We start from the raw sequence: 21,385 nt of genomic DNA on the forward strand, positions 1-21,385 counted from the left end.
TCATCGCGCAACCAGCACCGAACACCGGCCGTGCTCGAGGAGCGAATGGCCTTGAGGTCCGACGATGTCCGCCACCAGGTGCGCGTCATCCTGATCTATGACGACCAGTTGAACGTGTCCGTCGGCATTGTCGGCCAGAAACCTGGGTAGGTCCGCGAGGCTAGGACTCGGATACACATGCACATCGGGATAGCGGCTACGCCAATGCTGCACACAGTGTTTCAGTTCGTCATACGGTGTGTCGCCGAAGTCCTCCCGCCACAATCCCACAGCGACGAGCGTGGCGTGCCGAAGCCTGGCTTCCTCCAACGCCTGCTGGAACGCGCGGTCTTCGTGACGTGCTCGTGGGAAGCCGACCACGACTGCTCCGCCCGCGCCGCTCGGACCCGTAGCTTCGGGCTGTCGAATGATCGCAACAGGGCAGTGTGCCTGAGCAGCAACAGATTCCGTAGTCGAACCGAGCACCTTACTGACCACCCAACCGATGCCCGTCGATCCGACGCACACCAACGACGCGTTGGCTGATTCTGTGATCAACACGTCATCGGGATGGCCGCGTAACACCGCGCCGGCGGTCGTGACATGTGCGCCACCGCGCCCTACGGCCTGCGTGGCGCAGGTGAGCGAACGCCGAGCGAAGTCGACCTCGGTCTGGGTAGCACTGTGCACGGTCCCGGGCCATCGCTCGTCGTCAATCACATAGATCAGGCGGAGCGGAGCATTACGTACGGTGGCTTCATCGACCGCCCACAGTGCCGCGTTCACAGCCGCGTCTGACCCATCGATACCCACGACTACGGGTGGCTTACAGGCTTCTCCTTCCGTCGGGACCACTTCGCCGGATTCGACAGCGACGTTGTTCATGCTGTTCTCCTCTGATCGGCTTGGCGCATGTTGTGCCACCACGAATTCGACCACCGGCGACCAGGCCCGACTAGGGGCTGAAGTCCCTCCCATAGGGGCCGTTCGTACGGGTAATCGGCGTCGATCCGCGGTGCGGGGTGCGGAGTGACCTTCGGCCCTATCGGCTCTTGAGCGCAGGGCGTACCAACGAAACATGACTGGTGACGTACAGGCGTCATCCGCCATCGATGGCGGGGTCGCGAAGCAACGCGCGTCTGTTGATGTCACCGGACTGCGTGCGGCACACCCGCGAATTGTCCGGCGCAAGTCGTGCTCGACGGTACCGTGCTCAGTTGATGTGGCCATCGCCGAGCTGGAACTCTTAGGATACGAGTTCTTGCTTTTCCGCGAAATCGGTTCGGGCGCAGCAGCAGTTGTGTCTCGGGGTGGACCGACCGGATATGGCTGGTTCTGGTGGCCCCTGCGCTCGCCCCCAAGGTGGCCCCGTTCGAACAACTGGTGACCATCAGTTCACATCCTGTGCCGTGCCTGACCGAAGTACAGGCTCGCGAGCGGCTGGCGCTACTAGTGTCCCGCGTCTGAATTTGGTTTACGGGTGTGGGGCAGGATTTCGTCTGCGGTCTTGGTCCACACGAACGGGTGGCAGCGTTGGTTCCAGCCGTCGATGAATGCACCGATGGCTGTGATGAGTTCCTTGACGCTGTTGAACGAACCGCGGCGGATGGCCTGGCGGGTGATGATCGAGAAGAACACCTCGACCAGGTTCAGCCACGACCCTGACGTCGGGGTGAAATGCAGTGTCACGCGCGGATTTTTGCAGTAGCGGACTGACCAATCTCGCCCGACGGGCCGAGTCCGTAGGCGGGGCATGCACTGTCACCGGTGGTCCTTCCGGTGGCACCCAGGTGATATGGAGCGCACCGCTCCCGGTGGACTGATGCCAGACAAACCCTGGGATGGGACCAACGTCCCGGCAGGTCCGGACCAATGCCATTAGCGCAAGCGAGCGGCTCAAACCTAGCGTCAGATCCCACTGAACTGCCGGTCTACCGAAGGTCTGCTCATGGATGTAGTCACCGATGTTCCGACGGTTGATGCGTGCGAGACCGAGAAAGTACTCCCGGCGGCTGAATACCCAGACGCGGCTTCGATCATCCGATCGGCGAGATCGCCGGTGCGCCTTGTGTGGACCAACTCTGGAAAGAACGAGACACACTGCAACGATCGCTGGGTTGTTGCTGTCACAAGACAGACAGCATCGGCCGGATCGGTCTTGAGCACCGCGATACGTGAGGCGGTGCGGTGGGGCGCAACGGTGATGCTCTTGACCCCGCCACATTGCGACCCCGAAGACTACCTGAGCGCGATCGGCTACGTCGAAGCCGCAGATCAAGCTGAGTTGTGGGCTATAGCCAGACCGGAGGATCTCGCTGCGCTGATATTGCAGCAACCAGGTGTGGACCATCTGATCGTTACGACGGCGGATGATGCCGCCGTCATCGACACCTTCGTGAGAAACCCCGAGATCGCTGCGATGCGAGCGCAATTGGAGCTGCTCATACTACCGCGGTCCGTCGAACGGATAAGAACACGTGAACCGTCCTGAAGCAGTGAAATCCCCTTCAGCACCAGAGGACTTCAGACCCTAGCACGCGGATCGACACGATGATGCGATGGTCTCTACTGCTCACGTGACCGGCAAAGGACCTCCCGATGAATACGACAACCGAATCCTCCACACGCTGGACGGATCCCCGACACCGCGGCGGTAGCCCGCTCTGGCTCAACTGGTTGCTCGCCTTGCTGACCGTACCGGTGGCAATGGCCGTCATGCTCTTCGCATTCGGAGCAGTGATGGGCCTCGCCCGATGCACCGAAGCGGGCTGCCAGCACATGGGCCCAGGGGAGTTCTGGTTCGGCATTCTTGCCTACGGACCGCCGTTCGTTGCGGTGGTGACGATTGCCACTTCGTTCTTCACCGCATCGCGAAAGCACGCGATCTGGGTTCCGCTGGCCGGATTGGGACTCTTGCTCATCGACCTTGCCGTTCTGGCCATCACGTTTCGGCCCTAGCCGAAGGCCATAGGTCCCTCGTAGTGAGCACCTCCGGCCCTGACGGTGCCTCCCGAAGTTGCGCATAGTTGAGCTGAAGCACACCACAAGCAAAGGTCAACCGCCATGTCCGGTCATCTACCCGCCGCCGAAACAGTGCATGCCGCATTGTCTTTGGCTACGCGCGCGCCCTCGGTGCACAACTCACAACCCTGGCGGTGGCAGGTGGGGCCGCATAGCATCCATCTCTTCGCCGACCCACCGCGTCACCTTGAACACACCGACCCGGACCGGCGTGATCTCGTCGTCAGTTGTGGGATTGCGCTGAACCACTGCGTTGTGGCGCTGGCTGCACTGGGCTGGCAGTCCAAGGTTCACCGACTGCCCAACCCAGCCGCACCTGACCACCTGGCCTCGATCGAGTTTCATTTGGGTCGGCCCGGGGGGATGGATATCACCCTCGCGGCGGCGATTCCTCAACGCCGAACTGACCGCCGGCACTACAGCTGCTGGCCGGTCCCGCCTGGACACGTCGCTATGATGGGGGCGCGCGCTGCCCGAATGGGTGTCACCATGCGACGGGTCGAGACGGATGATGAGTTCAGGGCGATTCTCGCCCAGGCCGTTCGCCAGCATGGTCAGGACGCAGACTATCTCGGCGAATTGACTTCCTGGAGTGGTCGTTACAGTGCAACGGCGGGCGTACCCGCGCGGAACACACCCGTCCCCGATCCAAATTCCCCGACGCCGGCCCGATTCTTCGCCGGCCCTGCACTGGCAGAGCCGACGGGCTCAGACGCACAGGATGATCACGGCGTCCTACTTGCGCTCGGCACCGCGGCCGACGACGTCGTTGCCCGACTGCGCGCCGGCGAGGCCACCAGCCAGATCCTGCTGACGGCGACCTCGATGGGATTGGCCAGTTGCATAATCACTGAACCCCTGGAGATTCAGGCGACGCGGGATTTGCTCCAGACAGCGGTATTCGGCATCAGCCAAATCCCTCAGGTTCTGCTGCGTATCGGGTGGGCACCCGTCAACGCCGATCCGCTTCCCGCCACCCCACGGCGGCCACTGAGCGAAGTCGTCAGCAGACTCGATGGATACCCGATCACCTGAGCCCACGGGGCGTGCGGCCGTCCGTCAGTGACCTTGGGCCCTAGGACTTCTGGGCGGTTCAACGCAAGCTGGAGTAATCAATTCAATTGCGGTGTCGTGAGGAGCGGGACGTGGAAATCTATCGCATCGACCTGACCGGAAGCAGCGGCGCCCGCTTGCTGAGCCGCAATCCGTTGGTAAGAATCAGTGACCGAATCGAAGCATTGACCATGTTTCTCGCGCTGTCCTTGGCCATCTTGACGATACCCGTCGCGGGTGCCGTCGGAACTGCGGTACACGATGCTCACGTGCGCCTGTATGCAGAACAGGCATCGACTCGGCACCTGATATCGGCCACTGCTCAAGCAGATACCAAAACTGTGCCGCAGCAGCGTCAGGTCTCGTCCGTTGTGCTCGCCCGGTGGACCGCAGCCGGTTCGGAACACAGCGGGCTGGTGCCCTGGCCGATGCCAGCCTCGATCGGCGCCAGGCACGATATTTGGGTGGACGCTCGCGGGGCGAATACTTCCGCGCCCACACCGGTTCGTCAGGCGGCGGCGGATGCAGTGGGTATTGCGGTGACCATATGGCTCGGCATTGCGGCCGCTTCGGCCGGAGTTGTCTGGGTTGGGCGGCGGCGGCTCGACCGGTCCCGACTTATCGCATGGGATCGGGAACTGGACACAGTAGATGGGGACCGGGGCGGACGAGCTCCTCATCAAAGCGAAAACTGATGAACAACAGCGCAATTGATCCTCGAGGCACGTTGGCGCCTGCGGTCCACGACGAGCTGGACCGAACGGCAACGATGCTGATGGCGAGATTTCCCGACCGCAGGCGCGATGAGATCGCGTCGGTGGTGGCGCATACCTACCGCAGGTTGGCGGCACGAGCGCGGATCACCACCCATCTGATACCCCTGACCCTCAACATCAGCCGGCGCGTTCTGGCGCAGCATGCCTCTGGTGCCGGCCTAACCGACGTGGATGGTTTGCCCGGATGCCAGGTGCTGGACACGGCCCCGGCACTCAATTTCGATCGCGGGTGCGCCTGTAGGGTCGGCGGTGACTTCGGCAGTGCGGCCTCTGATCACAAGATGCAGCCGGTGACCGCGGTACCATAGCGAGAATGTGAAGCTGCCCTGGTCTTCTGGCCACATCGGCCCCAACACCAGTCGGTCACGCCGGGTTTCCAACCCGGTGAAGCACCGCTGAAGAAGATCGATGCTTCCGGCCATAGCGGCTAGATGGATTCCTTCAGCGGTGGAGCCGCCTTGTATGTCAGCGACATCGGAGTCGAGCACCTGCTGGAAGTACCGCATGGCCTGGTCGCGGTTGCCGCGTGCGGATACCCAGGAGTGGACGACCGCGCTCAGCGTGGACCCATGCGAGGTGCGGCTTGCGTAATAGTCGATGGTGTCCGGGATCTGCTGTGGCCGAAAGGAATAGCCTAACCGCGCGAAGATCTCGCGCAGCTCGTCGGCCGACAGCAAGTAGAACAACATGAGCACGTCGGCCTGTTTGGCTGCCTTATAACGATTGACATCATCGTGCTCGGCCTCCAGGATACGGTCGAGGCGACCGACGTTCTTGTACTGGAGCCGGTATCCAGTCCAGTCCAGTTCACGTAGCTTCTCGTAGCCTTCGAACTGGGTGATCACACCCTCGTGAAACGGCACGAACATGTGCTTGGTCACCGCTTCCCACTGTGCCAGTTCAGCACCCGCGACCCCCAGGCGATCCAGGAGATCGAGTCGGTCGGGGAGGGGTAGTGCCGCGAGTGCGTCGAAGGCTCGTAGGATGACCCAGACCGCCATGATGTTCGTGTATGCGTTGTTGTTGACACCATTATTCGGTTGTTCCGGGTAACCCGAATGAAATTCGTCGGGCCCGATAACCCCGTCGATGACGTATCTATGCCTATTCGCGTCGTGCCGGCAACGGCTTACCCAGAAGCGCGCGATCTCGACGAGCACCTCCGCGCCGTGATCGATCAGGTACTGCCGATCGCCGGTGATCTGGTAGTAGTGCCAGACGTTATAGGCGACGGCCGAGCCGATGTGATGGGCAAGGTGGCTGCTGTCGGCGTTCCATCTTCCGGACAAAGGATTGAGATGTAACTGTTGGCTTTCTTCTCGGCCATCGCTGCCGGACTGCCACGGGTACATCGCTCCTGCATACCCCGCGGCAATCGCGGCGTGGCGGGCCTGTGCAAGGCGCCGGCTCCGGTAGCCGAGCAGTGCGCGAGACACCTGCGGTAGGCGAAGAGTGAGGAGCGGGACGATGAACAACTCGTCCCAGAAGATGTGACCACGGTATGCCTCCCCGTGCAGCCCACGCGCGGGCACCCCTGCGTCGAGGTCGGCGGTGTGCCCTGAAACAGATTGAAGGAGGTGCAAGATGTGAAGTCGCAGAATCGCCTCCGATTTCGTCGAGCAGGGCATGTCGAAATCGAACTTCTCCCATAACTGCGCCCAGGCGCCGGTGTGGGCTGCCCGCAGTTGCTCGTAGCGTCCGAGATCCGGAAGTAGGTTGCCTGCGGCCTCGGCCGGAACCGATATCGCGCGATCCCGTCCGGTGAAAATTGCTGCGGCCTTTTCGACCGTCAGCGCCCGACCGGTCTCAACCTGGCAGGTGATGTCGTATCCGGCGATCGGGAGTTCATGCGAGAAAAGGGAAGTCGTTTCGGCCGGGTGGTCGCCGAGCCACACGGTGGTGCGGGTCGCCACCGCGACCGGAATCTGCGAATTCGTGGTTTGTGCGTCGACCAGCACGGAACCGTCGGCCAACTTGCGGACGGCGATGTCGCTGAGATGCTGACCGGATAGCGCCGCGTATCGATGTACCCCGCAGTTGGTGATTCCTGCGTCGGTGGTGGAACGGATATCAACTGTGCCGGAACAGTTCTCAGCAAGCAATACCATCTGCAATCCACAAACATGCGGATTGTGCATGGAGACGATTCGGCGTTGAGTCAGGGTTGTGCGGCGTCCTTCGGTATCTTCACACCGAATCTCGCGCACGCACTCGGCATCCCGGATGTTCATCGTTTGCCGGTAGGACAGCAGATTGGCGCTGTCCAGGTCGAACCACGCCCCGCCGTCGATGCGAAACGACAGTGGCAGCCAGTTGGGCAGATTGACGATGCTCTCATTGCAGACGACGACGCCGCCGACAACGTCGGTCAGCCTGTTGTACACGCCGGCGGCATAGGTGCCCGTGTAGTGGTTGGGGCCTGGTCCAGCATCAGGGGCCGCCGCTCGGCTGGCCAATGCGCCATTGCCGACGGTGCACAGCGCCTCGCGAAGACGTTCGGAGCCGGGTACGTAACCGTCGAAGGAAATACTCCAGCCGTCCAGGTCGTCGCGCGCACCCGGGGATGGCTGCGTTGCCAGCCGCGTCAGGAAATCCGTGACCTCGCGGGGCGAACCCAGCGCGAAATGCGCAGCACTGAAACGGTCACCGTCCTCGTCGTGGCGCACGACGATACCGATTCCATCGAACTTGACGCCATCGAATCCGTCCTCGTCAGTGAGGTCGTCGCCGATGTAGATGGGCAGCAACGGTTCTGACGCGCCGAACTGGCCCGCGATCCAGTTCATCGCCTTGCCCTTGCCCCAGCTGATCATTTGTCGAAGCTCGACGACCTTCCGGCCGTGAGTGACGCGCAACTGGTGACGCTGACCGGCCGCCTGAACCGCTGCCATTACCTGCGGCACGCACTCGGCGACCGCATTGCGGTAGTGCACCGCGACCGACAGTCGCTTGTCCTCGATCAGAACGCCAGGGAATGCGCGGAGCGCCGGCCGTAGGTCGTGGATGACTGCCTGTACCGACGGGGTCGCCCTGGCCGCGGGCCAACAGCTTTGGAGTCGGCCGGCCGGGCTCACCAGTTCGGTCCCGTGGGAGCCGGCGTACCACAACCCGGGAACTCCCACTCGCGCTCGCACGTCGGATAGTTCGCGGCCACTGATGACGGCGACAGGACATCGCGAGCTCAGTTGGCGCAGCGCGTTCGCCGCGCCGGCAACCAATGTCGCGGTCGAAGGATCATCGACTATCTCGGACAAGGTCCCGTCGAAGTCGATGAAGATCGAGGGAGACCGGCCGGCCAACACCGACGCGATTTGAGCCGAGCTTTCCAAGGCATCGGGCAGTGCCGACATCCTGTGATCTCCATTGCGCAGGTCGATCTCGGCCATGTCGGTGATCACCACATCGGCGTCGGCGGCCCGTTGCTCTGTTCCCTGCCCGCACGATGCGATACCCACGATGAGACCGAACCCGCCATCGCGGGCCGCGGTGATGCCTGCAGAAGTAGTCTCAATAACCACGCAACGGTCTGGCCGGACACCAAGTCGCCTGGCGGCCTCCAACAGCTCGTCCGGACCATCGGTTACGGGCGAGAGGAATAGATCGCCGATATCGGTAGGCAGCTGCCGTCCGCATTCCGGCGTCGCGCAGAACCCCGGCTTCAACCCGAGGTCGCGAGCCCGACGAGCCAATGCCAGCACTGCCGTCGTATCAGCCGACACTCCAGCGAGACCGAACAACACCCCATCGTGAAAACGGGGATCGATGGTGACCCGGGCGCCCCCCTGCATCGTGACGGCCGCCTCAGTGCAATCGTCATCCACTGGATACTGCCGCCGCGGTCAATCTCGTACGACGATCACGGGTGCTGCGGACTGCTGTGCCACCGACAAACTCACCGAGCCCAGCAGAATCCCGGTGAAACCACCGCGGCCCCGGCTACCGACGACGACCAACTGCGCACTCTGCGACTCTGCGGCCAGCCAGTGCGCGGGTCGGTCGCACGGCAGCCTGCGGTGGACATGGACATCCGGGTGTCTCTCCTGCCAACCGGCAAGGCGCTCGGCGAGTGTTTCCTGCGCCTGCTGCTCGTAGAGGTGCCAGTCCATTTCGATGGCTGGAAACACCGCGGTATCGCTCCAGGCGTGCATGGCCACCAGATCCACGCCGCGCAATGAGGCTTCTTCGAATGCGAACGCAGTCGCCGATTCGGACGCACTCGACCCGTCTATTCCCAGTACGACGGGCGCGGTCGGATCGGCGCGGTCGTCGGAGTGAACCACCACGACCGGACACTGTGCGTGATGCAGCAGGGCGTTACTGACGGAGCCGATCGTCAACCGGCTGTGCCTTCCTGTGCCGCGGATTCCCACGACCATCATCGCCGCGTCCTTCGATATGTTGATAAGGGACGGAATCACCGGCGAGGGAATCGATTCTGTGCGAACGGCGGGGACATGCAGGTCGCCGATGCTGGCTTGGAAGGTCTTCTCGGCCTGTTCCAGGATCTGCCGGGAGGCCCCGTTCTGCCACTCGGCGATCTCCAGCTGGGCGGCGCCGATGGGCCACGTCACGATCATCGGAGCAATGACGTGCATGAGCGTGATCTCGGAGTGGCGCAGGGCGGCTTCGTGGGTGGCCCAGGACACGGCCGTGTCGGATTCGGGGGAGCCGTCCACGGCTACCACGATCCCGTATTTCTTTGTGAGCGTGGGCATGAAGGGTGCTCCTTCGATCTGGATTCAGATGTAACTGATGCATTCATCGTCACGCTCTACGATCACACTCACTAGAGCAGAAGGTCATCCGCCGCCGCTTCCGTCGCGGTCGGCATCGGGCAACAAGCTGAAGTAGTTCTCCTCCTCCGCCACGAAATGCACGGACAGCAACTCGTCGAGTCCATAAAGGCAGCCAAGGAGATCTTCACGTTGGGCCTCGCCGATTCCGCCTTTGGTTTCGGCCACAATGACATGAGCGTGGAGGCGGTGCGCCAGGCTGTCGATCTCGGCGTGCATTCGGCTCATGGTCGCCGTGGCTTCCGAGCTACCCAGTGGTGTCGCGAGCGCGGGATACAGTCTGCGGTCTTCGGCATGCTCGTGCGGCAACAACACTTGTTGCACGAACATGTCGGCCCGTTGTACCACCGGCCATGCTGCCGCGAGGTTACCGTCACAGAGCTGATGCGCGGCCGCGCGGAACGCTCCGAGCTCGCCGCGCATCTGGTCGTGCTCGGCAGAGAATTTCCGGAGCATATCTTCGGTGCTGTCGCGCAGAGCCGGAGCGCCCACCCCGCGTGTCCGTAAGGCGCGCAGTGCATTGAGAATGACGGCGAGGTCGATCAACTCCTGCAGAAGAGCGCCGATCGCTGGTGCGAGAAGGCCGACCGCAGCGAAACCCATCGCCAACACGGACAGTCCCATCCCGACCCCGGCGCTCTGCACGGCGATGCGCCGGGACCGGCGAGCGATGAGCATGGCATCGGCCAACCGGTCGATACGACCTGTCGCCAGGACGATATCTGCGGTCTCAGAACTCGCCGTCGAGCCGTACCCACTGAGTGCGATACCGACGTCGGCTGCGGCCAGCGCGGGCGCGTCGTTGACACCGTCACCGATCATCGCTGTGACGGCCTTCGTGCGTTCTGCCTGCACCCCGGCGAGCTTGTCGGCCGGTGTCTGGTCGGCAAGCCACTGATCGAGTCCGAGCACGGCTGCGATGTGCTCGGCCGGAGCCGGCCGGTCACCGGTCAGCATGACCATCCGATCGATGCCGGCTGCCCGCAGCCGGCGAAGTGTGCGCGGCGCGTCGACTCGCAACGGATCGTTGAGCAGGACAGCGCCGACCAGCACGTCGTCGACACACACCCATGCAATGACGGCGCCGTCGAATGTCACCCGGGTGAGCGCGGCAACGGCCCATGGCGGCGGGCTGGACGGAAGCGCTTGATTTCCCACCGTCACTCGCAACCCGTCCACCGTCGCCGACGTACCGGTGCCAGCGACTTCGACGACATCGGAGGGCACGCTGATGGGCACCCGCCGGTGACGAGCGGCATCGACGATCGCGTGTGCGAGAACGTGCGGTGAGAACTGGTCGGCGGAGGCGGCCAGTCGAAGAATCTCAGCCTGCGTCCATCCCGGTGCGGTCACGACATCGGTCCCCACGGGCCGGCCGGTGGTGATCGTGCCCGTCTTGTCCAGAACCAGTGTGGTCGTCTTCCCGAGATTCTCCAGTGCGCCGCCGCTGCGGACGATCACACCGAGCCGGGCGGCCTGGGACAGGCCGGAGACTATCGCCACCGGTGCGGCCAAGAGCAGCGGACACGGAGTGGCGACCACGAGCACTGCGACCGCACGGTCGGCCGAACCGCTGATCAGCCAGGCTGTACCGGAGACCGCGAGCGTCAGCGGCAGGAACCACGTGGCGAACCGGTCGGCCAGCCGTACCACCGGTGCGCTCTGCCCGGCGGCATCCTGCGCCAACCGCACTATCCCCGCGTAGGTGCTGTGTTGTGCGGTTGCGGTCGCCTCGATCTCCACTGCCGCACCGGCATTGACGACTCCACTGCGGACCTCATCGCCCGGTTGGCGCTGGGCGTAGACGGACTCGCCGGTGAGCGCGGATTCGTCTAGGGTCGCTGCTTCCGCGGCGATCTGCCCGTCCACCGGCACGACTTCTCCCGGACCGATGATCAACCGGTCACCCGGCACTATCGCCTCCACCGCGACGGTCACCACCCCGTCGGCATCGCGTCTTCGTGCCTCACGGGGCATGCGGTCGGATAGAGCGCGCAGGTCCCGGGTCGCACGGCGTTCAGCCGCGGAATCCAGTGCGCGGCCGGTGGCCAACATGACGGCGATCAGGGCTCCGGCAAGGTGTTCGCCAACCGCCAGCGCGCCGACGAGTGCCAGGACGGCGATGAGGTCGGCGCCGAAACGGCGCTCCTTCATGGCGGCGGCCACCCACCAGACGGCGGGTCCCACCGCCATCAGAGTTCCCACGCTCCAGAGCATCTCAGCGTAGTGGTGCGCTCCGAGAAACCAGGCCAGGCCGCCACCTGCGAGAGCGCTGACTGTGCCGGCGAGAAGCAGAACAGGCCGAAGACGGTCGGCTCGTGGACCGACGGTCACGGGGCTTACGCCTCGATCGCGGCGCAATGAGGTTGCCGCTCTGCCCGGTGTTTGATACCCAGTAACATTCTCCTGGTCAACGCCGAGTGCACGGAACCGGCGAGAGCTACGGCGAACACCTCTGCCGGGTGCCGCAATCCCACCCGGGTTCGCACGAGCAGCCTGCAACGATCATCCCAGTGCGGGACGAGATGGATCGACCAGACGATGTCCCACGGAATGGCCGGTGGGGACCCGTGCAGGACGACTGTTTCATTCGGGATCACCTGTGCCACGGTCAGGGTGATGCCGTTGCGCATCCCGAGCCATCCCGCAGGAGCGAGCCGCACCGTGTCCCCTGATCTCAGGTCCTGTGATTCGGCGTGGATGCGATCGGCACTGTGATGGTCTGTTCCACAGAGGATTTCGACGGTGTCGCCGGTGCAGCAACCGCCGTGGTTCTGCCCGATGTGTGCCACCCACGGCCACACTTGCGCCACGGGTCGGTCTATCGACACCCCCTCGGTGGTCATGACCAGCGGTTCCCGCAACAGTTCATCACCGGGCAGGCGCGTGGCACATTCATCCTTCGTGGTACCCCAGTTGCGCCAATAACGCCGTGCTCCATAGAGCAAGGCCGCCAAAGCTGCCATCCGCACCGCATCGATCCTCATGATCCAACCATGCCCTCAGGGCAGGCCCTCAGATAGGGCCACTAGTCCTTCGACAGGTCGAACTCGTGACTTCGGTCCCTAGCCTGCTGTGGCGCCGATGTAGTCGGATAGAGCTGTGAACGGACCAGAAACTCGTACTGCGTGCGAGCACGCCGACGATGAATACCCGCCGAGGACTGTCGAACTGGTCCTCGATCAGCATTGTGGACGTACCCGAGCTGAGGCTCGTCTGCTGTGGCGGGGGAGGACGACTTCCGGAATCGGGTTCGCCCGCGTGCGGCCGCGCGACCGAGATCTCGCGGAAGTCGGTACAGAACTGGCGATCGCCCGTGCGCTCGCCGATCTGGCCAACCAGCTGGAGAGCCTGACCGCTCGTGATATGGATCGCCTGCCCGGCACTCCGTGACACCTCGCGGTCCCGGTCAGTCGTTGGGCCTTCCCGCTCGGGACGACGAAGCCTGGCATGTGGCGGTCATAGGGCCGCCCTGGGAGGGCAGACCAGCACCGGCCACCTGGCGTCGGGCGCGGCGGTGTGCCGAGGTGACCCGATCAGGTCACCGAGGCCACCTCGCCGGGTTCGGCCGGCGACGAGAAGATCAACCGATGCAGCGTGCTTGCGCAGGTACGTGGTCGTACTGCCGGGGGACGCAGTCATTTTCATGTTCAGGTCCGGATACTTGCGCCTCAGCCAGTCGAGTTTATGCTCGAGCTCGGCGTGCGCACAACGGCTGCCGGCTGCTCGTACCTGTGTGTCGTGAATGTACAGGTTTGCGTGCCGGAGTCGGGCCTCGGCGACCCCGTGTTCCAGCACCGCGGTGGTATCCCACGGGTCATCGATCTCGGCGAGAACTCCCGACGTGTCGAACGGGGAGGTGGCAGGGATGACAGCAATCGGACAGTGCGAGGTGCCGGTCAGTTCGCCGATATGCGCGCCCAGTGTGGCCCCGGGCATATGTTCCTGGCCGGTCGCCCCGATACACATCATTGCCGCTGACTTGGATGCCTCGAGGAGCACGCTGGTGGGATTTCCCCACCTGATCTCCACTTCGATTTTGACGGGTTTCTGGCCCGCCTCGGCTGCCACGATGCATTCGCGGACGGCGATCTCGGCTGTCGCCAGATCGTGGGCGGCAGAGTCGGCGTCGTCGTCGCCATCGATGACATAGGTCAAGCGGAGCGGGACATCGCGTTGAACAGCTTCATCGACTGCCCAGACGGTCGCTGACACGGCCGCACGTGATCCATCCACTCCGACTACCACCGGTGGCATCTGCAATGTTGTCTTCATGATGGTTGTCTCGCCCCCAGTCGATCAGCGGACCGATACCCGCTCACCGGTCACCAGTTGGATATCCGACGCGGTGGCGGCATAGAGCCTGCCTGCGATATCTGACAACGCGCGTGCGATGGCGAGGTTCTCCCCGACCTGCTCGGGAAAATGATCTTCGGGGTCGAGTGTGGTTCGGCCCCTTCCGATCAACTCTCCGTCCTCCCATGCCATTCGCGCGATGGCGTTGGTGCCGTCGCCTACCTCGTCTACGACGATTTTGACGGTCAGGTGCTCGAGATGTTTCTTGGGATGCTTGTGACTCATGGCTTTTCCCTTTCGGTTGGCTGGACGGCTCAGCGATGGATGGTGAGGACTTCGTCGAGGCGCCTTCGTGGTGTTGGCGGAGGGACTACCTCGCCGGATGGTGTTCGGCCCATCCTGATCAACACCTGGGGGAGGTCGTGCCCCGTCAGTGACCGGATCACTTCGCGACTGGCTGCCACCTCGGTGAGGTGGGTCAGTGTGCAGGAGGACAGACCGGCCATGGTGGCCGACAGCAGTGCCGCAGACAGTGCTTCACCGCAACGAAGCAGATCCACACGCGTGTCGTCGTAGGTGGACATCACGACGATCCGGGAACGATCTTCGGGTACCTCTTGGCGCTGATCCTGATGGTGGGTGACCGGAAACCGGCGTCCGACAGCGACCCGGTCGGTCTCCGCGGCGGAGATCAGTGCACTGCGCGGGATTCCCGCGGTGGGGTCGAATGACGAGGTCCACCAATCAAGTTCCGCATGGTAGGCGGAGTCGTACAGGCGTGCGTCCTCGGTCGAAACCGAGGCTTTGACGAGGGCCGGACGGTCGCTGTCGTCGAGTACGTCGACGACAGCGGCATCTCCGACGACCCGCAGCAACTCCGATTCGAAAGAACTCCAATCCGCCGGTGCGGCGAAGGGCAGCCGGTCTGTTCGGCGCTGGCGGATCGCCTCCGCCCGCTGCCGGTGTCCGTCCGTCACGTAATCCAATTCGGTGAAATAGACCGAAGCCAGATGTTTGTGGTCGTTCGGGTTCGGATAGCGGTCAACGCTCGTTGTCCACCCTGCAGCTGCCATCGCCACCGCGAGGTGATCGAGGACGGCGCCACAACTCATCAGCGCCTGCCGATGCGAGGAATCGGTCGTCACCAGGCGGCTCTCATCGAGATGCAGTTCAAGTGCGCCAGAATCGGCGATCCATTGCCATGGCTGGCTGTTGTGAACCGACGGAGCACGGCATGCCAGCTGCACCGCGTCCTTGAGTACCTCGGTGGCCACGTAGGTCCGCTGCATGATGGCTCCGTCCAAGTTCGTCGAGGTGATTCCTTGACCATCGCTCAACGTCGTGTTGTGCAGAAGGGCCATTGGTCCCAGAACTTCGCAGTTGCGGCCACACCGTCCCGAGCAGAGTCTTTGTGCCCTTCTGAACGAGGACCAATGGCGGCGTGTGGGGGCCGGTCGACCGCTTCCGGCGGCGTCGGCCGGCGACGAGCATCCTACATATGGATGTAGCACCGGCCTCGCTCGTCGATTTCGCCGCGGCGATCGGCCCTGCCGTTGTCCACGAGACGCACACCGGGATCGTCGTGCTGGTCGGGGACCGTGCTTACAAAGCGAAGAAGCCGGTGGTCAACGACTTTCTGGACTTCAGCACCCGGCAAGCACGGGAACGCGTCTGTCAACGCGAGGTTGCGCTGAATCGGCGGTTGGCGCCGACGTGCTACTTGGGTGTCGCGCACCTTGACTGTCCCGCGGACCAGCAAAGCGAACCGGTCATTGTGATGCGCCGCCAACCTGATTCACAGCGCCTGGCCCTGATGGTCACCGACGGCCGGCCGGTTACGGGTCACCTCGACCGGATCGCAGAGGTGCTGGTCCGCTTCCACCGTGAAGCGGAGCGGGGCGATGCCATCGACGCGTCGGCAACCGCGGAAGCGGTCGCCGCTCGTTGGCAGGAAAACCTTGCGGAGTTGCGCCGCTATACGGCCGACATCCTGCCTGCCGACACCGTTGCGGCGGTGGAGCGCCTCGCCACCCGGTTCATCGCGAGTAGGGCGGCCATGTTCGCACGGCGCATTCATGAGCGTCGGATCATCGACGGTCACGGCGACCTGCAGACCTCCGACGTGTTCTGTCTACCGGAGGGCCCGGCGTTACTGGACTGCCTCGAGTTCGACGACCAGTTGCGGTATGTCGACGGAGTCGATGATGCGGCCTTCCTGGCGATGGATCTGGAGTTCCTCGGCCGCAACGACCTCGGTGAGCATTTCTTGGATCGGTATTGCCAACTCGCCGACGATCAAGCGCCTCCTTCGCTCAAGCATTTCTACATCGCCTATCGCGCGATCGTTCGCGCCAAGGTGGACTGCATTTGCGTGCGACAAGGGCGCCGCGAGGCGGGCGCAGACGCCCGCAAGCATCTCGCCATCGCGTTCGAGCATCTGGCAGCGGGTGCGGTACGGCTGATCATCGTCGGCGGGGGACCGGGCACCGGGAAAACGACTCTGGCGCAGTCCCTTGCCAACGAGATCGGCGCGCAGGTGGTGTCCACCGACGATGTCCGCCACGATCTACTAACGTCCGGCCGCATCGGCGGATCCGCCGGCACCCTGTACGCGGGACTGTACGACCCGACGAACATCGACACCGTCTACTCCGAGGTGCTCCGACGTGCGCGCGGGCTCCTGACAGGCGGCCAGACGGTGATCTTGGACGGCACCTGGCGCGACCCGCGTCACCGCACGCTGGCCCACGAACTCGCCGCGAACTGCTCTGCACCGGTGCTGGAATTCATCTGTACCACCACCCTTGCCGATGCCAAGGCGCGCATCGCGACACGTGGTGTGACGTCCTCGGATGCCACCGCAGCGATGGCAGCCCCGCTCACACCAGACCCCGACGCCTGGGTCGGCGCCCACTGCGTCGATACCGGCCGATCGCTGCAGGAGAACGTCGCCGAAGCGCGGGCGTTGTGCTCCGTAGGCATCTGATCGCCGAACCAGCGTTCCAATCACTCGTCCCGAAGGAGTCCGCACATGAAAGCCCTGGTATATGAGGGTCCCGGCCACCAGTCGTGGCACGAGGTGCCCAATCCGCAGATCCAGCAGCCCGGCGACGCGATTGTCCGCGTCGACGCCGTCACCATCTGCGGAACCGACCTGCACATCCTGAAAGGTGATGTCCCGGAAGTTGAACCCGGCCGGATTCTGGGTCACGAAGCGGCCGGTACGGTCACCGCCGTCGGCACCGCGGTCGAGACGCTGGACGTGGGGGACCGAGTTCTGATCTCTTGCATCACCGCCTGCGGCAAATGTCGCTATTGCCGCGAAGGACACTACGGGCAGTGCCTGGGCGGTGGTGGCTGGATCCTCGGCCACCTGATCGACGGCACCCAGGCCGAATACGTCCGAGTTCCTTTCGCGGACAACTCCACCCACAAGGTACCTGCGGGGGTGAGCGATGAGCAGATGGTCATGCTGGCCGACATTCTGCCCACGTCCTATGAGGTGGGCGTTCTCAACGGGGCAGTCCAGCCAGGCGATGTCGTCGCCATCGTCGGTGCTGGGCCGATCGGGCTGGCCGCGGTACTCACATCGCGCCTGTACAGTCCCCGCGCGATCGTGGTCATCGACGTGGCCGACGCCAGATTGGAGGCCGCCCGCAAGTTCGGTGCCGACATCGTCGTGAACGCCGATTCGGAATCGGCACGTGCTGTGATCGACGGGTTGACCGGCGGCTTGGGTGCAGACTGCGTGATGGAGGCCGTCGGGACTCCCGGCACCTTCGAGGAGTCGGTCAGACTGGTCCGGGCCGGCGGCCACGTCGCGAACATCGGTGTGCACGGTGCGCCCGCGACACTGCACCTGGAAGAGGTGTGGATCAAGAACCTCACCATCACAACGGGATTGGTCGACACGTACTCCACCCCGACGTTGATCGACCTGGTGGCCCGTGACCTGCTCGAAACCTCTGCGATGATCACCCACCGGTTCACCTTCGATGAGTTCGAGGCCGCGTACGACGTGTTCAGCCGGCCTTCGGATACCGGGGCGTTGAAAGTACTGCTCACGGCGCGGAAATGACCACATCAGCAACGTCACTGGACATTACGGCAGATACCTCGGGCCTCGTTCGAGATCTTGCCGGTGTCCGGATCGCCGATGCCCGAAGTGTGGGTGGAAAGGGTGCCAACCTGGGTGAGCTCATCGCAGCGGGACTACCGGTGCCACCGGGTTTCGTGCTCATGTGCGGCGCCTACCGGCGGTCGATGCGGGCCGGCGGAGTGGATGAGAAGCTGGCCGCACTGCACCGGGATGCGCTCGACCATGTCGACGACACCGCTCGTTTGGACGAACTGTGCAAGCGGATGCAGAATCTGGTGCTCGATTCGGGTATCACCGAGCAATTGCGCTGCGAAGTGATCGCGGCGTATCGCAACCTCGGCTCGAATTGTGTTGTCGCCGTGCGATCATCGGCGGCTGGTGAGGACGGCAGCGACGCTTCGTTTGCCGGAATGAACCGCACGGTGACCAACATCGTCGGCGAACAGAAACTCCTGGACGCAGTGGTCACCTGCTGGGCGTCGCTGTTCAGCCCGCGGGTACTCACGTACCGGGCCAGCCGCGATTTCACCGCCGATCCCGAGATGGCCGTGGTAGTGCAGCGAATGATTGCCGTGGATCGCGCAGGGGTCGCATTCACGGCCGATCCCAGCACCGGAAACCGCGACCATATCGTCATCGAGGCCGCGTTCGGTCAAGGCGAGGTGGTGGTGTCCGGCAAGGTACAACCAGATACCTACGTCGTGGACAAAAACACCGGACGGATAGTCGACCTCAACATCGGTACCAAACCGTTCAAGATCGTCCGCGGCGGGGACGGGCATGACGCGATCATCGAACTGGAACCTGCACAAGCCGAAGCTCAAGTGCTCTCTGAATCGGACGTGCACCGCATTGTCGAGCTGGCGACCGCAGCAGAACGGCACTACCAAAGCCCACAAGACATCGAATGGGCCGTCGAGGGGAGCTCAACCTGGCTGGTGCAGGCGAGGCCGATCACCACCCTCGGACTCACCCCTACCGCGGACACGAATGCCGACCATCCGGGAACTGACGTGTTGCTGCGCGGCCTGCCTGCCGCACCGGGAACGGCGACCGGCCGAGTCCGCGTCCTGCACAGTCCGCAAGAGGGAAATCAGTTGTGTGACGGGGAGATCCTGGTGGCACCGATGACCAATCCAGACTGGATGCCGACCATTCGGCGGGCCATCGCACTGGTCACCGAAAGCGGTGGCGTGACGTGTCATGCGGCGATCGTGGCACGCGAACTGTCGGTTCCCTGCATCGTGGGCGCTCGCTCGGCCACCAGTGTTCTCCGGCCCGGAGTGCTGGTCGCAGTGGACGGCACCCACGGACAGGTCCTCAGGGCGAACCCGGTGGGGCCGGTGTCGATCAGGACGCGGCCCGCGCCCGCCGGGATGCCTGAAGCGCCATCCGCACCGGTCACTGCGACTCGCGTCTACGCCAACATGGCCTTGCCGGAAAACGCTGACACGATCGCGGCGTCCGACGTCGACGGCGTCGGCCTGTTGCGTGCCGAATTGATGCTGACTGCGGGACTTGGCGGCCAGCATCCGCGTGCACTGATCGCCCGCGGCGAACAACGCACCATCATCGATGCACTCATCGCCGGCATCGGCCGGATCGCCGCTGCGTTCACGCCGCGTCTTGTCATCTATCGGGCAACAGACTTCCGCAGCAACGAATTTCGCAACCTCGCCGGCGGAGCTGATTACGAGCCCGTGGAACACAACCCGATGATTGGCTACCGCGGCTGCTACCGGTACGTCAAGGAGCCTGAACTGTTCGCACTGGAACTCCAGGCGTTGGCCGAGGTCCGCGACCGGTATCCCAACGTGCACCTCATGATCCCGTTCGTGCGGACGAAGTGGGAACTCGAACAGTGTCTCGAACTCGTGGACCACAGCCGGCTCGGGCATCAACGGGGCCTACACCGCTGGATCATGGCCGAGGTGCCGTCGGTGGTGCACTGGCTGCCCGCGTACATCGCAATGGGCATCGACGGGGTCTCCATCGGCAGTAACGACCTCACCCAATTGATGCTCGGTGTCGATCGCGACTCGGACATCTGCGCCGAGGTATTCGACGAAGCTGACGCCGCCGTGCTCGATGCCATCGGCACTATCGTCGCGACGGCCCGCCGACATGGCGTGCCCTCATCGCTGTGCGGGCAGGCCCCTTCTACGAACCCCACCTTCGCCGAACACCTTGTTCGGATGGGCATCACGTCGATCTCCGTGAATCCCGACGCTGTCGACACGACACGTCGGGTGATCGCCGCAGCCGAACAGCGGATCCTCCTGGAATCGTCGCGCAGCGGGCCCGGCAATGAGGAAGGGTGTGTGCGACATGGTTGAACAACCACTGCCGATCGTGGTTGGTGTGGACGGAACGATCTCGGCGCGACATGCGGCCCGCTGGGCGGGTGCGCTCGCGATGCGGCTGGGATCGCCGCTGCACATCGTGCACGCCGCACCGTACTCCGGTCCTCAGCTCACCGATGCGATGGCCGCATTTCAGGCGGCGTACGTCGACGAACAACAGAAGGCCGCCCAGTCCATCCTCGACGGGGTGTGTGGTGCGGTTCGTGAGAGCCATCCAGATCTGGAGATCCTCACCAGTGCGTTTTCTGAACCCGTCGACGAAGCGATGGAGTCCCTGAGTGAGCACGCGCGGCTGTTGGTGCTCGGGTGTGATGACGTGTCACCCACGGCCGCACTGCTCGTGGGTTCGCTCACGCTTCATCTGACTGCTCACGCGCAATGCCCGGTGGTGGCGTGGCGTGGTGAAACATTGCGCCCGAGCACACAACCGATTGTGGTGGGCGTGGACGGTTCCAGCGGCGCTGCCGTGCCGCTGGCCTTCGACCTGGCCGCCGCGCTCGGCGCTCCGCTATGGGCAGTGCACTCCTGGTCGTCGCGGGTTCCGACCGTGGAACTTTCCATCCCGTTCCTGATCGACTGGGATGTCCTGGAGAAGCTACAACGCGACGAGCTCACCGATGCCATCGATCCTCACCGTCCGCTCCACCCTGAGGTTGACGTCAGCCTTTTCGTGGACGCCGGGAAGCCTCGCCGAGCCCTCCTGAACCGATTGGGGGGTGCGCAGTTGGTTGTCGTGGGAAGCCGGGGCCGCAATCTCGTCGCCTCGACCGTGTTGGGATCCACCAGCATGAACATGCTGCACCACTCGCCAGTCCCCGTCGTGGTCTGCCGGTCCAAGCACACCCAGCAGTGATTGTCCTGATACACCGACGCCGCACCGCCTGCTGCTACTCCAGGCCGCCACGGCGATCAATCATTCAGGGCCCGAGGCCATCAGGTTGAGGACCAAAGCCCATATCTGATGCGCATCATCCGCGCTTACCGTGAGACGTATTCGGAAGAAAT

At 63.8% G+C, this 21,385-nt stretch carries 18 protein-coding genes and 2 pseudogenes; 11 read left to right on the plus strand and 9 right to left on the minus strand.

Features of this window, described 5'->3' with window-relative positions; translation table 11 throughout:
* Nucleotides 1–864, minus strand: a complete 864-nt coding sequence (locus tag AC1DY7_RS10850) for a universal stress protein (RefSeq protein WP_477493680.1) — start codon at nt 862–864, stop codon at nt 1–3.
* Nucleotides 865–1,057: 193 nt separating this feature from the next.
* Here AC1DY7_RS10850 and AC1DY7_RS10855 point away from each other — a divergent pair, with 193 nt between their 5' ends.
* Complete coding sequence (locus tag AC1DY7_RS10855) at nt 1,058–1,366, plus strand: sigma 54 modulation/S30EA ribosomal C-terminal domain-containing protein (protein ID WP_477493681.1); 309 nt, start codon at nt 1,058–1,060, stop codon at nt 1,364–1,366.
* Between the two features lie 62 nt (nt 1,367–1,428).
* On the opposite strand, the pseudogene AC1DY7_RS10860 reads toward AC1DY7_RS10855, so the two are convergent.
* A pseudogene (locus AC1DY7_RS10860) lies at nt 1,429–1,680 on the minus strand (IS630 family transposase); the annotation flags it as partial.
* A gap of 247 nt (nt 1,681–1,927) precedes the next feature.
* Here AC1DY7_RS10860 and AC1DY7_RS10865 point away from each other — a divergent pair.
* From AC1DY7_RS10865 to AC1DY7_RS10885, 5 genes and pseudogenes are all read left to right on the plus strand, one after another.
* Nucleotides 1,928–2,470, plus strand: coding sequence for a hypothetical protein (locus tag AC1DY7_RS10865; protein ID WP_477493682.1), 543 nt, complete (start codon nt 1,928–1,930; stop codon nt 2,468–2,470).
* A 107-nt stretch (nt 2,471–2,577) separates the two neighbouring features.
* Complete coding sequence (locus tag AC1DY7_RS10870) at nt 2,578–2,937, plus strand: hypothetical protein (protein WP_477493683.1); 360 nt, start codon at nt 2,578–2,580, stop codon at nt 2,935–2,937.
* Nucleotides 2,938–3,042: 105 nt separating this feature from the next.
* Nucleotides 3,043–4,035, plus strand: a complete 993-nt coding sequence (locus AC1DY7_RS10875) for an Acg family FMN-binding oxidoreductase (protein WP_477493684.1) — start codon at nt 3,043–3,045, stop codon at nt 4,033–4,035.
* A gap of 110 nt (nt 4,036–4,145) precedes the next feature.
* The gene (locus tag AC1DY7_RS10880) at nt 4,146–4,748 is read left to right on the plus strand and encodes an Rv1733c family protein (RefSeq protein ID WP_477493685.1); all 603 of its coding nucleotides are present in this window, start codon (nt 4,146–4,148) and stop codon (nt 4,746–4,748) included.
* Nucleotides 4,748–4,915: pseudogene (locus tag AC1DY7_RS10885) on the plus strand (three-helix bundle dimerization domain-containing protein); the annotation flags it as partial. The gene AC1DY7_RS10880 and the pseudogene AC1DY7_RS10885, both read left to right, overlap by 1 nt.
* 72 nt (nt 4,916–4,987) lie before the next feature.
* Here the strand turns inward: AC1DY7_RS10885 and otsB are convergent.
* The 4 genes from otsB to AC1DY7_RS10905 all read right to left on the minus strand — a co-directional run bounded on the left by otsB (nt 4,988) and on the right by AC1DY7_RS10905 (nt 12,609).
* The gene (gene otsB / locus AC1DY7_RS10890) at nt 4,988–8,617 is read right to left on the minus strand and encodes a trehalose-phosphatase (RefSeq protein WP_477493811.1); all 3,630 of its coding nucleotides are present in this window, start codon (nt 8,615–8,617) and stop codon (nt 4,988–4,990) included.
* A gap of 51 nt (nt 8,618–8,668) precedes the next feature.
* Entirely contained in the window at nt 8,669–9,544 is an 876-nt protein-coding gene (locus AC1DY7_RS10895; RefSeq protein ID WP_477493686.1) for a universal stress protein, read from the minus strand.
* An 84-nt stretch (nt 9,545–9,628) separates the two neighbouring features.
* Entirely contained in the window at nt 9,629–11,827 is a 2,199-nt protein-coding gene (locus AC1DY7_RS10900; protein WP_477493687.1) for a heavy metal translocating P-type ATPase, read from the minus strand.
* 134 nt (nt 11,828–11,961) lie between these two features.
* Nucleotides 11,962–12,609 carry an SRPBCC family protein gene (locus AC1DY7_RS10905; RefSeq protein WP_477493688.1) on the minus strand — a complete coding sequence of 216 codons (648 nt, stop codon included), beginning with the start codon at nt 12,607–12,609 and terminating at the stop codon, nt 11,962–11,964.
* 115 nt (nt 12,610–12,724) lie between these two features.
* Here AC1DY7_RS10905 and AC1DY7_RS10910 point away from each other — a divergent pair, with 115 nt between their 5' ends.
* The gene (locus tag AC1DY7_RS10910) at nt 12,725–13,015 is read left to right on the plus strand and encodes a dsRBD fold-containing protein (protein WP_477493689.1); all 291 of its coding nucleotides are present in this window, start codon (nt 12,725–12,727) and stop codon (nt 13,013–13,015) included.
* Nucleotides 13,016–13,081: 66 nt separating this feature from the next.
* Here AC1DY7_RS10910 and AC1DY7_RS10915 read toward each other — a convergent pair whose 3' ends face one another.
* From AC1DY7_RS10915 to AC1DY7_RS10925, 3 genes are read right to left on the minus strand one after another with little or no spacing between them, the layout of a single operon-like run.
* On the minus strand, nt 13,082–13,897 hold the full coding sequence (locus tag AC1DY7_RS10915) for a universal stress protein (RefSeq protein ID WP_477493690.1): 816 nt from the start codon (nt 13,895–13,897) through the stop codon (nt 13,082–13,084).
* 24 nt (nt 13,898–13,921) lie between these two features.
* The gene (locus AC1DY7_RS10920; protein WP_477493691.1) at nt 13,922–14,203 is read right to left on the minus strand and encodes a dsRBD fold-containing protein; all 282 of its coding nucleotides are present in this window, start codon (nt 14,201–14,203) and stop codon (nt 13,922–13,924) included.
* A gap of 29 nt (nt 14,204–14,232) precedes the next feature.
* Complete coding sequence (locus AC1DY7_RS10925) at nt 14,233–15,207, minus strand: Acg family FMN-binding oxidoreductase (RefSeq protein WP_477493692.1); 975 nt, start codon at nt 15,205–15,207, stop codon at nt 14,233–14,235.
* Nucleotides 15,208–15,416: 209 nt separating this feature from the next.
* Between AC1DY7_RS10925 and AC1DY7_RS10930 the strand changes: the two genes are divergently transcribed.
* From AC1DY7_RS10930 to AC1DY7_RS10945, 4 genes are read left to right on the plus strand one after another with little or no spacing between them, the layout of a single operon-like run.
* Nucleotides 15,417–16,904: a bifunctional aminoglycoside phosphotransferase/ATP-binding protein gene (locus AC1DY7_RS10930; RefSeq protein ID WP_477493693.1), complete on the plus strand. Its 1,488-nt coding sequence runs from the start codon at nt 15,417–15,419 to the stop codon at nt 16,902–16,904.
* 45 nt (nt 16,905–16,949) lie between these two features.
* Nucleotides 16,950–17,996, plus strand: coding sequence for a zinc-dependent alcohol dehydrogenase family protein (locus AC1DY7_RS10935; protein WP_477493694.1), 1,047 nt, complete (start codon nt 16,950–16,952; stop codon nt 17,994–17,996).
* Complete coding sequence (ppsA, locus tag AC1DY7_RS10940) at nt 17,993–20,353, plus strand: phosphoenolpyruvate synthase (protein WP_477493695.1); 2,361 nt, start codon at nt 17,993–17,995, stop codon at nt 20,351–20,353. Before AC1DY7_RS10935 ends, ppsA begins: the two co-directional genes overlap by 4 nt.
* Nucleotides 20,346–21,233, plus strand: a complete 888-nt coding sequence (locus AC1DY7_RS10945) for a universal stress protein (RefSeq protein ID WP_477493696.1) — start codon at nt 20,346–20,348, stop codon at nt 21,231–21,233. The genes ppsA and AC1DY7_RS10945 overlap by 8 nt, the downstream gene beginning before the upstream one ends.
* Nucleotides 21,234–21,385: the final 152 nt, after the last annotated feature.

The organism is Mycobacterium sp. P2_H7 (assembly GCF_056403275.1).

Excerpts from the sequence above, each read along its gene's own strand:
- AC1DY7_RS10870 (WP_477493683.1), top strand. The coding sequence starts at position 2,578 with ATGAATACGACAACCGAATCCTCCACACGCTGGACGGATCCCCGACAC.
- AC1DY7_RS10915 (WP_477493690.1), bottom strand. The coding sequence starts at position 13,897 with ATGAAGACAACATTGCAGATGCCACCGGTGGTAGTCGGAGTGGATGGA.
- ppsA (WP_477493695.1), top strand. The coding sequence starts at position 17,993 with ATGACCACATCAGCAACGTCACTGGACATTACGGCAGATACCTCGGGC.
- AC1DY7_RS10850 (WP_477493680.1), bottom strand. The coding sequence starts at position 864 with ATGAACAACGTCGCTGTCGAATCCGGCGAAGTGGTCCCGACGGAAGGA.
- AC1DY7_RS10930 (WP_477493693.1), top strand. The coding sequence starts at position 15,417 with ATGGATGTAGCACCGGCCTCGCTCGTCGATTTCGCCGCGGCGATCGGC.
- AC1DY7_RS10855 (WP_477493681.1), top strand. The coding sequence starts at position 1,058 with ATGACTGGTGACGTACAGGCGTCATCCGCCATCGATGGCGGGGTCGCG.
- AC1DY7_RS10875 (WP_477493684.1), top strand. The coding sequence starts at position 3,043 with ATGTCCGGTCATCTACCCGCCGCCGAAACAGTGCATGCCGCATTGTCT.
- AC1DY7_RS10865 (WP_477493682.1), top strand. The coding sequence starts at position 1,928 with ATGGATGTAGTCACCGATGTTCCGACGGTTGATGCGTGCGAGACCGAG.
- AC1DY7_RS10945 (WP_477493696.1), top strand. The coding sequence starts at position 20,346 with ATGGTTGAACAACCACTGCCGATCGTGGTTGGTGTGGACGGAACGATC.
- AC1DY7_RS10920 (WP_477493691.1), bottom strand. The coding sequence starts at position 14,203 with ATGAGTCACAAGCATCCCAAGAAACATCTCGAGCACCTGACCGTCAAA.
- AC1DY7_RS10925 (WP_477493692.1), bottom strand. The coding sequence starts at position 15,207 with ATGCAGCGGACCTACGTGGCCACCGAGGTACTCAAGGACGCGGTGCAG.
- otsB (WP_477493811.1), bottom strand. The coding sequence starts at position 8,617 with ATGCAGGGGGGCGCCCGGGTCACCATCGATCCCCGTTTTCACGATGGG.
- AC1DY7_RS10895 (WP_477493686.1), bottom strand. The coding sequence starts at position 9,544 with ATGCCCACGCTCACAAAGAAATACGGGATCGTGGTAGCCGTGGACGGC.
- AC1DY7_RS10935 (WP_477493694.1), top strand. The coding sequence starts at position 16,950 with ATGAAAGCCCTGGTATATGAGGGTCCCGGCCACCAGTCGTGGCACGAG.
- AC1DY7_RS10905 (WP_477493688.1), bottom strand. The coding sequence starts at position 12,609 with ATGAGGATCGATGCGGTGCGGATGGCAGCTTTGGCGGCCTTGCTCTAT.